General features: G+C 59.4%; 11 protein-coding genes and 1 tRNA gene. 3 read left to right on the forward strand and 9 right to left on the reverse strand.

Translation table 11 applies throughout. The features are described 5' to 3' along the window. Positions 1–27 precede the first annotated feature (27 nt). Positions 28–699, forward strand: a complete 672-nt coding sequence (locus GRI38_RS10400; protein WP_419880270.1) for a c-type cytochrome — start codon at positions 28–30, stop codon at positions 697–699. A 27-nt stretch (positions 700–726) separates the two neighbouring features. On the opposite strand, the gene GRI38_RS10405 is transcribed toward GRI38_RS10400, so the two are convergent. Together GRI38_RS10405 and GRI38_RS10410 are read right to left on the reverse strand one after the other, a co-directional pair. Next, complete coding sequence (locus tag GRI38_RS10405; RefSeq protein WP_160683252.1) at positions 727–1392, reverse strand: RlmE family RNA methyltransferase; 666 nt, start codon at positions 1390–1392, stop codon at positions 727–729. Positions 1393–1411: 19 nt separating this feature from the next. Further along, entirely contained in the window at positions 1412–2632 is a 1221-nt protein-coding gene (locus GRI38_RS10410; RefSeq protein ID WP_160683255.1) for a Ppx/GppA phosphatase family protein, read from the reverse strand. Between the two features lie 244 nt (positions 2633–2876). Between GRI38_RS10410 and GRI38_RS10415 the strand changes: the two genes are divergently transcribed. Then, a tRNA-Gln gene (locus GRI38_RS10415) sits at positions 2877–2950 on the forward strand. Positions 2951–2971: 21 nt separating this feature from the next. Here the strand turns inward: GRI38_RS10415 and GRI38_RS10420 are convergent. After that, positions 2972–4024: a helix-turn-helix transcriptional regulator gene (locus GRI38_RS10420; protein WP_160683258.1), complete on the reverse strand. Its 1053-nt coding sequence runs from the start codon at positions 4022–4024 to the stop codon at positions 2972–2974. Between the two features lie 159 nt (positions 4025–4183). Here GRI38_RS10420 and GRI38_RS14355 point away from each other — a divergent pair, with 159 nt between their 5' ends. Continuing rightward, on the forward strand, positions 4184–4537 hold the full coding sequence (locus GRI38_RS14355; RefSeq protein WP_160683261.1) for a UrcA family protein: 354 nt from the start codon (positions 4184–4186) through the stop codon (positions 4535–4537). Between the two features lie 200 nt (positions 4538–4737). On the opposite strand, the gene GRI38_RS10430 is transcribed toward GRI38_RS14355, so the two are convergent. The 6 genes from GRI38_RS10430 to GRI38_RS10455 all read right to left on the reverse strand — a co-directional run. Next, entirely contained in the window at positions 4738–5586 is an 849-nt protein-coding gene (locus GRI38_RS10430) for a helix-turn-helix domain-containing protein (RefSeq protein WP_160683264.1), read from the reverse strand. A gap of 104 nt (positions 5587–5690) precedes the next feature. Then, the gene (locus tag GRI38_RS10435; RefSeq protein WP_160683267.1) at positions 5691–7037 is read right to left on the reverse strand and encodes an MFS transporter; all 1347 of its coding nucleotides are present in this window, start codon (positions 7035–7037) and stop codon (positions 5691–5693) included. A 320-nt stretch (positions 7038–7357) separates the two neighbouring features. Beyond that, positions 7358–9229: a YadA-like family protein gene (locus tag GRI38_RS10440; protein WP_160683270.1), complete on the reverse strand. Its 1872-nt coding sequence runs from the start codon at positions 9227–9229 to the stop codon at positions 7358–7360. 203 nt (positions 9230–9432) lie between these two features. Then, positions 9433–10179, reverse strand: coding sequence for an anti-sigma factor domain-containing protein (locus GRI38_RS10445; RefSeq protein WP_160683273.1), 747 nt, complete (start codon positions 10177–10179; stop codon positions 9433–9435). Beyond that, positions 10172–10723, reverse strand: coding sequence for a sigma-70 family RNA polymerase sigma factor (locus GRI38_RS10450; RefSeq protein ID WP_160683276.1), 552 nt, complete (start codon positions 10721–10723; stop codon positions 10172–10174). The genes GRI38_RS10445 and GRI38_RS10450 overlap by 8 nt, the downstream gene beginning before the upstream one ends. 133 nt (positions 10724–10856) lie before the next feature. Then, positions 10857–11273: PEPxxWA-CTERM sorting domain-containing protein (locus tag GRI38_RS10455; RefSeq protein ID WP_160683279.1), on the reverse strand; the 417-nt coding region annotated here is incomplete at its 5' end.

Genomic DNA, 11273 nt, shown 5'->3' on the forward strand with positions numbered 1-11273 from the left:
AAAGTTCGAATCAATATGACCGATCGCATGAATACCATTTTCGGCTGGCTCCTGTTCGCGGGCATCGTCGCCCTCGGCCTGTCGATCGTGTCCGGCATGTATTTTCACGCAGACGACCCGGAGCGGCCAGAGACGATGGCCTATTCGGTCGAAGTCGCCGCAGAAGGCGGGGACGGTCCGGTCATCCCGATCGCGAATTTCCTCGCCGAAGGCGACGCGGCTGCGGGTGCCAAGGTCTTTGCGAAGTGCCAGGCGTGCCACACGATCAATCAGGGTGGACCGAACGGTATCGGCCCCAATCTCTACGGCGTGATGGGCGCCGCCATCGGCGGTCATGCTCCCGGTTTCGCCTATAGCTCCGCGCTTCAGGAAAAGGGCGGCAGCTGGACCTATGACGAAATGAACGCATGGCTTGAGAATCCTAAGGCCTATGCGCCTGGAACGAAGATGAGCTTCGCCGGTCTCGGCAATCCGGAAGACCGTGCCAACCTCATGCTTTACCTGGTTGAGAATGGCGGCGGCCCGCCGCTCCCCGAACCCGTCGAGATCGTCGAGGAAGGCGCCGTGGAAGGCGAAACCGATGGCGCTGGCGAAGGTCCGGGTGTGACCGAGGGCGAGCCTGTCGGCGACATCGAGGCGGCGGGCGCGATGGGGGACGAACAGCCCGTCCCGAGCCAGGGCTCCGCAGCGGAAAATTGATTTGTTGCTTGGTTTAGAGGGGCGGTTTCAGTTCCGCCCCTTGAACCCCTGCGCAACGACGTACCACTCCGACGAGCCCTTACGGCTTGCCGGGGGTTTAGCATGTTTGACGCTGGAGAAATGCTTCTTCAGCAACGCCAGCAATTCGGCATCTGTGCCGCCCGCGAGAACCTTTGCCAAGAACGTGCCCCCATCTTCGAGCACTTCGATGGCGAACCAGGCAGCCGCTTCGACGAGACCCATCGTGCGCAGGTGATCGGTCTGCTTGTGGCCCACAGTATTAGCCGCCATGTCGGACATGACGAGGTCGGGTGACCCGTCGAGCGCTTCAATCAAGGCTTCGGGTGCAGCATCGTCCATGAAATCCATCTGCAGGATGGTGACGCCGTCGAGCGGCTCCGTTTCCAGAAGGTCGATGCCGACGATCCCGGCCTTGGGTCGCCTCTGCCGGACCACCTGCGCCCAGCCGCCCGGTGCGATGCCGAGATCGACCACGCGCTTGGCGTGCTTCAGAATGTCGAACCGCTCGTCGAGCTCGATCAGCTTGTATGCCGCGCGGCTGCGATAGCCGTCGTCCTTCGCACGCTTGACGTAAGGATCGCTCAACTGCCGCTCGAGCCATTGACGTGAGGATTCGCTGCGCTTTTTCTTGCTGCGAACGCGGCGATCGGGATCTTTCCGGGAACGGGTCATGCTCTAGGTTCGCGCACTCTCAAGCGCCGCTGGCAGGGTTCTGCCGTGCGCCTGAATTCTGCCCCTTTACGTCGGCGGCCATCAGGCTGCGCAGGATGCCTTCGCGAATACCGCGATCCGCCACGCCCAGACGCTCCGCAGGCCAAATGTCGAGAATGGAATCGAGAATTGCGCAGCCGGCGACGACCATCGCAGCGCGGTCTTCCCCGATGCAGGGCAGGGCGGCCCGCTCCGCCATCGACATGCCCGACAGGCGCAGATTGACGTCGCGCATCGCTTCGGATTTCAGGATCAGGCCGTCGACCGCGTTGCGATCGTAATGCGGCAGTTCGAGATGCAGGCTGGCGAGCGTCGTGACCGTGCCGCTGGTGCCGAGCAGGCGGATACTGTCATGGCTTTCGATATAGCTCGCAATGCGCTCGGCGAAGGGAGCGAAACTTTCGAAGACGAGGCTGCGCATCCTGGCATAGCGCGCGAGCCGGTCGTCCCGCTCGCCCTCTTCCGAACCGACCGTATCGGTCAGCGAGACGACGCCGAACGGCACGCTCTGCCAGTCGAGGATGCGCGGCACCGGTCCGCCGGGCTCGATCAGCACGAGCTCGGTCGAGCCGCCACCGATGTCGAAAATGACCGCCGGGCCCGGCCCTTGTTCCAGCAGGATATGACAGCCCAGCACGGCGAGCCGTGCTTCCTCCTGAGCGGAAATGATGTCGAGCAGAATTCCCGTCTCGCGCTGGACGCGATCGATGAAGTCCGCGCCGTTCTCCGCCCGGCGGCAGGCCTCCGTCGCGACCGAACGCGCAAGATAGACGTTGCGGCGGCGCAGCTTGTCCGCGCACACCTTGAGAGCCGCCAGCGCGCGATCCATCGCCTTGTCGGACAGCCGCCCGGTATGGGCAAGGCCTTCGCCGAGGCGGACGACACGGCTGAATGCGTCGATGACGGTGAAGTTCTCGCCTTCCGGCTTGGCGATCAGGAGGCGGCAGTTGTTGGTGCCGAGGTCGAGAGCGGCATATGCCTGGCGGGATCGTGCTTGCGGACGTGTCGTTCCCGTCCGGGCAGGATCGGATCGGCCATTCGCGGACGGGCCAACGCCGTGAAGCGGCCCGACAGGGGGCCTGCTGCGCTCGGTCGGTGCTCGCGAGGGTTTCTTGTAGCGAAAATCGGCTACCTTGCCGGACTTGTTGCCCCTTCTTGCGCGAGTCCCTTTATGTTCGTCCGGCGGAGAATAATCCGCCATGATACAATCGTCTTTCTATCCTCCCGCGCGAGTGAGCGCGGGGACCTGAGGCCGAGGATAGCCAAACTTGCCGCAAGAGACAAGATGGGCGGCGGTAGGGAGGCATCCGGGCGACAGCCGGCGCATCTGGTTGTGCTAAGAGAAGGTATGCGCGACCTTGACGCAGGAACCGGCGCAAATTAAGTGCGCGCTTCCCCGTTCCGTCGATCGGCCCATTCGTAGCGGCATGATCGAGGGGGCGTGATGCCCCGTCGTCTAATGGCAAGACTACGGACTCTGACTCCGTCAATCGAGGTTCGAATCCTCGCGGGGCATCCACTATTTTGCGGCGTTACTCGTTCAGATCGTTTCCACGAGGTGTACCAGTTCCGATTGCCTGTGGACGCCAGTCTTCGAGTAAATCGATTCAAGATGTGACCTGATTGTGCTGGGCGAAAGTCCGCATCTTTCGGCAATTTCTGCCCTGCCACCCCCTGCGCATGCTTCGATAGCAATTTTCACTTCGGCGGGGGTCAGGGAGAAAGCGTCGCTTAACCGCTTCATTCGCTCCTTCTTCAGTTGTTCAGTCGATATCAGCCAAATCAGAGCTGCGGGCCGGTCGATAATGACTGGGTTGAGATGCTCTCCCGGCGAACAAGGGATGACCATCAGCCTGAAACGCGCGCCGTTCCGGTCGAGAAGATCGAGCGAAGCACCGTGCGCCTTTTCGATGGCCTGAAGCAGCAAAGCTTTGACCTTACCCTGAGCAATCTTGACCGTTCTTGTCTGTTTTTGAACGAGATCCAAGGCTTCGAGCCAAGACAGTGTCTCTGCGTCCGAATGCAGGACCAAGCCGTTCCTGTCGACCACGAGGAAGCCCGACGCCAATCCTCCTTCGGTCTTGCAGGTCACCAATTGCGCCATCTTCAGACGACGCAGGATCGTCACGGAACGGGCTAGATGCCCGACTATTTCGGAGAACCGTTCCTTCTCGGCGCGTTCAAACCCCAATTTGGTAGTGGGGGCGTGTACGGTTATCGAGGCAGTTGCTCCGCTATCTGCAACCACGTTGGCAGCCAACGAGCCACCTCCGACGCCTTGAGGAAGCCACCACTCATTATAAAACGCGGTCTTTTGGAGCCACGAGACGTCGAACAGTTCGTCGTAACCGATCACTTGCCCGACAGAGTAGGACCGGAGCTTGTGAGCAATAGTGAATTCCTTCTGCCAGTGCGAAAAGAAGGAAGCGCGATCATCTTCGCGCCACATCGGGGTGATCACCCGCGTGTCGCCGCAAGATGGGTCAACCATGACGAAGTTGCACTGCTCGCAACGCATGACGCGCGCAACGCGGGTCAACATCGCAGGCCACTCATCAGGGTTTAGGGCTGCATCGTAGATGCTCCTAATCAAGTCATCCCGTTCTCTTTGCTGCATGGCAGAACATCCCGGCAATGTAGCTTTCTAAATACCACGAAAAAATGAACTCGCATCGGTCATCTGTCCGATGTGCCGGTCGTTGCCACCTGTCATCTTCGCGCAATCGACAAGACAGCCGGAAAGGACACTCAAATGCATAAGCGGCAATTTCTCGCCATCTGCCTTGCAACCGTCATCGGCACATCATCCGCATCGGTTTCAGCACAAGAGGCAGCCAGCGAAGACGTCTATTTCGTGGATCTCGATCTGCGATCGGACACTGGAGTTAAGTCCCTCGACGCGCGGATCAAGAAAGCCGTTCGAAGGGTCTGCGGCGGGGTTCCGAGGGGTGGCTTCTACGAATGGAGGTGGAACGTCCATTGCAAGAAGGAAACTCTCGCAAGCGTCATTCCGTTAAGAGACGCGGCCATTCTGAAGGCACGAAGCAAAGACGGGCCGATAGGGATTGCAGCAATCTCGGTTACGCCAAGCATACCGCGCAGATGACCTACATACCGCCGGGCCTGGCTTAACGCCCGGCGGTAACACTTTGGCAGGTTCGTCCTCGAGCCGTATTGCGTGAGTCGTTCGCCTAGTGCGTCGCATAAACCGCCTTTCCGATAGGCTGCGAGGCCGCTCGTCGGGCGGGCAAGACCTGATAGGGTCCGGCATTGATAGTTGGGAAAACCGGCGTGCTGCCATCAAGCTCAACGGCGAATATTGCTTGAAGAAGGTTGAAACCGAAGATCTAGCGCCGGGGCGCCTGAGGCAAAATGTTCTTCCCATTCCTGCGAGGGCTCCGCCCCGAAACTTGCCGGATCGTTCGGATCCGCTATGCCGCGCTTGTAATATCGCCAGCTTCCTAACGGTTGCTGCCGATATTCGCCGGGCGTCATTCCCTGAAGTTTCCTGAACTCCTTGATCCAGTGCGATTGATCCGCAAACTGGAGGTCGGCAGGAACATGAAGCCATTCGATTTCGAGCCCACGCCCCTGATCGACCGATCGATACAGCCTGATAATTCGGCGCAGCCGCGCTGGACTGACCCCGAAAACCTTCCGCACCGCCCTTTGAAGCGTCCGCTCGGTAACTCCGATCTTCGATGCTATGTCAGCTATCGTCTGATCGAGATCCTCGATCACTTCTGCGCGGAACCTCTCCGCAAGGCCGCGCGGGTGAGAAAGAGCCAATCGTTCCAACAGAAAACTATCGAGCAGGCGGGAAATACGGACGAAATCCCGCCGGGCCGAACTTAGCTGTCGAAACAGCGTTTCGAGTCCCTTGCAGTAGTCATCGTCCAAGGCTGTGATCGTGGTGAAGCGGGCAGGATCGATGTCGAAAAGCCTGAACCACGCGCCGCTGAGCATCTGAACGATCACGATCGTTCCCGAGCGCTTTTCGTAACGCTGCGGAAGCGTGTTAAAGGAATTGCCAAGGATCAGTCCCGGAACCGGCCTGCCTTCTATCTTGACCGCGTCGGGATCAAGGCAGAAGCACAACACGTTTGGACGCAAAAACCGACCTGCCGGGTAGGCGTCCTCACTGACGATATACATCGGTACATCTTGCGCGAGGGCAGGGTCAGGCAACAGCGCATGAAACATCCACGCGATTTATGGCACCGCTACGCGGTGTGCTCAATATCGTGCGCCAAGTCGCGTCAAGCAGTATCATGCGCCAGGTTTGGAGGGGTCGCGCGTCCGTCTTCGATGCTTTCGTCCTCGTAAAGACGATAGCGGTGTAGAAGACTTATGCTCCAACCGATGCCGAGGAGAGGGATGATCGAAACGATTAGCGTAATGCCGAGTAAAAATCCCTGACCCTGCTCTGTATTGGGTTGGTATCCCGAAAGCTGAAGAATCCAACCGAGCACGAAGGCAGTCATTGCGAGCGCAAGTTTCGAGACCAGGCCGTAGATGGTCACGTAAATGCCCTGCCTCTGCCGACCGCTTTCCCGTGCATCGTAATCGGCGATGTCTCCCAGCATGGCGTAGCTGACACAGTTCCCCGCCGCGCCCCCAATGCCTGAAAGAAAGGCGAGGAACATGAAGAACCAGATGCCGAGAGTTGGTACCAAGATCCAACCGGCCAGAACCGCCGCCCAGAAATACTGTCCTATCAACCAGGATATTCGCACACCAAGACGCGGGACGATTCGCCACCAGCCAAACGACGCGATCAATGCCGTCACGGCGTTCGTGAGAAATACGAACATGGTCATGTCCGGGCGGTCGAGGACGTAGCGTGTCACATAAGGGACCGCAAAGCCGATGCACGCGAAGGCCACGACCTCGGCTGTTTGGATACCTAGGAATTGTCGATGGTATCGGTTGCCGAGAACTTCCTTCATCATCCGCAGTATCGGTCGTTCTTCGGTTCGTTGCGGCTGCGGCAACTCCTTCACGTAGATTAATGCTGTCATGAAAACGACCAAATACGCTGCGGTAAATGCGATTATGAAGGGAGTAATCGCGGCGCGCGGGGCTTCGTGTTCCGTGAGATATTGCATAAGCCAGAGCGACACCAGATAGTTCGCGAAACCGAAAATCCGGAATATGACCTGTACGAACACGCGCTGTCGTGGATCGCGCGCGACCTCAAGACCTAGGGCGCTTAGCGGCACTGCGCGCAGGGTCTGACCTAGCTCGAACAGCAAATAAAAGGCGGTGATCCAGACAAAAAGCAGGGTTCCGGAAAGGCTTTGCGGCGGCAGCCACAGAAACGCCAACGAAGGACTGATGAGAACTCCGGCCATCATCACGGGTACCCGGCGGGGAGCAGATCGCCGATCGCTCCATACCCCGATTATTGGATCGGTAATTCCGTCGAAAAGTCGGGCAACAAGCAGGATCGTGCCGACGGCGGCAGGGGCAACCAGCAATACGTCGGTCGCGTATATCGCGAAATAGCTGGCCAACAGCGCGACCGGAACATTCGCCAGAATTGGCGGTGCGAGAAGAAAATAGCGTTGGTATGCCTTTGTTTCGTCGGTCGTCACGATCTTCATCGGATCACCTCGCCAGCTACAGGCCTTTATCTTGTGCCGAAAGGGATGGGATGAATAGTAACTATCCGACAGTGGCACGCCGTTCGCCTTTTTCGGCGCGATCGACGGTTTATTCTCCTACTGAATATCAGTGCAGGACTTTTGCGCAGGTCAATCGAACCAACCCTAAAAACGCAGAATTATATAATCGCCTGCCCCATTAAGGTTTATGAGGCACCGGTCCACGAAAGGGCAAAGGGCAAAGGGCAAAGGGCGAAGCGCCAAAGCGCTCCGCCCCCTTCCTGGTCCGCAGGAATCTTGCTGCAGACGAACTGGCCTGCTTACCAGGAAGCCTGGAAGCCGGCGCGAGCGCCAACTTCGCCGGAATCGAACCCGAGGCCCACGCCGCCGGTCAAGACGGTGCTGTCGCTGATCCGATATCCGACCGACGCCGAGCCTGCGACGCGATCATTGTAATAGCCGAACCCGCCAGCAACGCCGATGGTCTTGCCCGGCATGATAATCGGTGATTCCATCGCGAGCGCCAAAGCGACACCCTCGTTTGCACGCCGGATCTGCGTGGAATTCTCCTGCGCGAGATCGAACATCATCGATTGCCGGTCCTGCAGATCGAGGATCGCCATCGAATTATCGGCAATGAGCGCGGAGTTCGCACCAATCGCAGCCGTGTTCGCTGCCACATCATCGAAGCTGGCAAGGTTGCTCGTTCCGGCGGTTGCGCTCATACCCAGGGTTCCGTTCGCGTCGGCTGTTACGAAAGCCAGCGGACCGGTTTGCGATGCGACACTCGTGCCGAGGCCTGCAACAACTACCTGTCCATCGTTCTCGGCTACAGCGCCGTTGCCGATGGCAACAGAGTTCGTTCCCGATGCGACAGCTTCGTTACCCATCGCGATCGATCCATTACCTGTCGCGGTGGCAGCTTCGCCGAGTGATACTGAGCGCACGCCAGAGGCGGTTGCGAGATGACCGATCGCAGTGGCGCGTTCAGCTGTCGCATTGGAACGCCAGCCATACGCGGTCGCTCCAGGCCCCATGGCCGATGCCTGACCACCGACGACCGTCGTGGAAGGTCCGCTCGCGATTGTCGAAGCGCCGCTGTCGCCATCCCGGTTACCGCCGATCGCGATGGAGTCTCCACCGGTCGCCTGGGCCGTGTTACCGATGGCAATAGCGTTGTCGCCGGACGCGACAGAATCCTCACCTCCAGCGAAGCTCTGATCGCCGCTGGCCGTCGACTGATGGCCCACGGCTGTTCCCATTGCTCCGGTAGCTCGTGCTTGCCAGCCAAGGGCAGTTGCTCCCGGCGTCGAGGCAACGCTTTCGCCACCGACTGCCGTGGTCGAGTTACCCATGGCCATTGCAGCATCGCCGATCGCTAAGGCATCGATCCCGTTTGCAGTCGACTCGTTTCCGATCGCTGTCGCCATATCGGTTTGCGCATCGGCATTCTCGCCAACCGCCAAGGACCTGATACCTTGAGCCGTCGCAAGATGCCCGATCGCCGTCGCGCGTTCTCCGTCAGCAGCCGAGCGCCATCCATAGGCCGTCGCGCCCGGCCCACTGGCGAAAGCCTGTCCACCCACCACGGTCGTCGAGGGACCTGTCGCAGTCGTTACTGTAATGTCATTGGTGTCATCATCGTCTTCATTGACGTCTGCGATGCCATTTCCGTTAGCGTCGATGAAATCGCGCACGCCGCCGATCGCGATAGCATCGCCCCCATTGGCGACCGCCTTGTTGCCGATCGCAATCGCATTCGATCCCGAAGCGACGGCGTCTTCGCCGCTGGCGAAGCTCTGATCGCCGGATGCGGTCGTCTGATGTCCAACGGCTGTGCCCATCGCACCTGTAGCTTGAGCCTGCCAGCCGATCGCGGTGGCGCCCGGCGTTGTGGCATCGCTTTCGCCGCCAACGGCTACTGTCGAAGGGGCAGAGGCCGTTGCAGGATCGGTGCCCGCGTCGTCTCCGCCAATTGCCACGGCATCCGTGCCCGTCGCACTAGCGCCATTACCAACGGCGGTGGCTCCTTCGGCGGTTCCGGTCGTTGCATCGGTCCCGCATTCGGTGGCTTCTGCTGCCGCATCGTTGCACTCGGGCGTTCCGTCAGCGTGCGCTGCGGTCGCGAGACCTACGAATGCGCTGCCTGCGAACAGGACAGAGATGAGCTTTCTGTTGCTTGCGAAGTTCATGTAGCTTTCCTTCTTTTTCGGACCAGAAAGCCAAGTTTCCGCCGTGAGTGTCACGCGATGGCGGCTGCACAGAGCAACCGCGACAGAAGCTTGGCACTCCCTCAAGTGAAGGAGCGGGCGCAGCTACACAGGGGGGCGCATTTCGGATGCACCTCGGCAGAAATTCTTTTTCGGATTTGCCTGTTATGGCGATTTCACAAGTTTCAGACCGGATCGAGCGGTCCTGAAAGCAGGATCGGAAGGGTTGGTGCCTCATGCCGCACGCCGGTGTCATCCTCGAAGGTAACGGCCAAGGTCACACCGGCTCTCAACAGGTCCTCTTCCTCGTTCGACAACTGGCGCTCGAATTGACCGCTTCCGGGGATTGCTCCCAATGAATATGGTGCGCCCCCTTCTGGAATGACCCATAATTCCGGCGTCTGACCCGGTTCGGCCTCCAGACCGGTAATGTTCAATGCGAGACGCTGGTTAGGAACATCGACTATACTGGCGAGCCTGCGACCCGTTTCCTGGTCTTGCAACTGCGCGACAAGTTGAGGCGATGGTGAAGTCGTGATGTCCGTCGGCACGACTTCGACCGTGCGCGGAGTCGCTATGAACAAGGCGAGCGCTGCAGCGGCTAGACCGAGCCCGGTGGCAAAGGTCGCCAGACTCAGTCTCGAGTAAGATCGTTGGTCAGTCGTTCGAGGAATGCCGGCGACGCCCTTTGTCTCCGATGAAATGCGTGCCTCGATCCCGCGCCAGACATCGTCGGACGGCTGCAACTCTCCCGACGCCTCGGCCATCGAAGCAAGGTGAAGCTGCCACCATTCCACGGCGCTCGCAAAATCGCGTTCTTCGAGAAGGCGCCGTTGCGCGATCGCATATTCGTCGCCTTCGAGCACGCCCAAGGCGAGTTCGCCAGCGAGCATGAAGGATTCATCGTCCAAGGGAAGCGCGTCGTCAGCCACCGAGGCAACTCCTCAGCCCGGCGAGCCCGCGCCTAATCCAGCTTTTCATCGTTCCCAACGGGACATTCACGCGATCTGCAAGTTGGCTATGCGTGAGGCCATCGAAGAAAGCCAGTTTGATCGATCTGCGATGATCGTCCTGCAATTCTTCAAGACATCGTGCCAGCGCTTCGCTGTCTTCCATCGCGCAGAGCCATTCGTCTGCAGGCCGTGCCTCATCGTCCGTGATTTCAGGCAAGGCTCCGTCGGGCGTTCTGACCACGTGATCGCTGCGTCGAATGTCGTTCAAGGCCGTATTGCGCGCGATCGTGCAGAGCCAGGTTATCGGACTGCCCTTTGCAGGATCGAACCGGCCCGCCCGGCTCCAGACTTTGACGAACACTTCTTGCAGGATATCTTCGGAGCGCTCGCGATCCCGGACAATCCGCACAATCGTGGCAAATACTTTGCCGGACGTCATCTCGTAGACGGTTTTAAGGGAAGAACGATCGCCTTCGGCTGTCTCACTTATGGCCTTGAGAAGCAACTCGCGACGTTCTGACATTTCGGCCCCTTTCCCGAAGGTTGTGGCAGGACGCGGAGCCAAGTCAAGGCGGACCAGCGACGTAGATGGATGACAAGAGAAAGGCGCTGCCGGTTATCGCCGGTAGCGCCTGTCCTTTAGTAACGTTGTGTCTTTAAGCGAAAGTCACCCGCGTCGACCGAACGGCAGCACTTCGCCGCATCATTCCGCCGATCCCGAAAAAGCCGAGAAGCATCAACGCCCAGGTTGCCGGCTCGGGAACAGGCGCGGAAATCGTTCCTGCAGCAACCGGAAGGCCGACAACGTAGGAGCCTTGCATTCCATTGATGATGCCGCCTGTTCCCGCGCCAGCGCCAAGGGGGACAGGTCCGCCATGAAGCACAATTTCACGAAATACGAGGGGGAACAGATCGGCAGCCTCGAACCCGTCGGCGAAGATACCCATCTGGCTCAGATCGAAGGTTTGTGAGTAATCAAGGATGCCGTCGGCTCCTACTTCCCCAATACCGGTCAGAGGCAGGATGATCGCACCGTAGGATACCGCGCCTTCGCCGATCTCGACGAATCCGTC

Origin of the sequence: Parapontixanthobacter aurantiacus (genome assembly GCF_009827635.1) — a bacterium.
Taxonomy (GTDB): Bacteria; Pseudomonadota; Alphaproteobacteria; order Sphingomonadales; family Sphingomonadaceae; genus Parapontixanthobacter; species Parapontixanthobacter aurantiacus.

Coding starts and splice junctions, on each gene's coding strand:
- GRI38_RS10435 (WP_160683267.1), bottom strand. CDS start 7,037: ATGAAGATCGTGACGACCGACGAAACAAAGGCATACCAACGCTATTTT.
- GRI38_RS10405 (WP_160683252.1), bottom strand. CDS start 1,392: ATGACCCGTTCCCGGAAAGATCCCGATCGCCGCGTTCGCAGCAAGAAA.
- GRI38_RS10400 (WP_419880270.1), top strand. CDS start 28: ATGAATACCATTTTCGGCTGGCTCCTGTTCGCGGGCATCGTCGCCCTC.
- GRI38_RS10410 (WP_160683255.1), bottom strand. CDS start 2,632: ATGGCGGATTATTCTCCGCCGGACGAACATAAAGGGACTCGCGCAAGA.
- GRI38_RS14355 (WP_160683261.1), top strand. CDS start 4,184: ATGCATAAGCGGCAATTTCTCGCCATCTGCCTTGCAACCGTCATCGGC.
- GRI38_RS10440 (WP_160683270.1), bottom strand. CDS start 9,229: ATGAACTTCGCAAGCAACAGAAAGCTCATCTCTGTCCTGTTCGCAGGC.
- GRI38_RS10450 (WP_160683276.1), bottom strand. CDS start 10,723: ATGTCAGAACGTCGCGAGTTGCTTCTCAAGGCCATAAGTGAGACAGCC.
- GRI38_RS10430 (WP_160683264.1), bottom strand. CDS start 5,586: ATGTATATCGTCAGTGAGGACGCCTACCCGGCAGGTCGGTTTTTGCGT.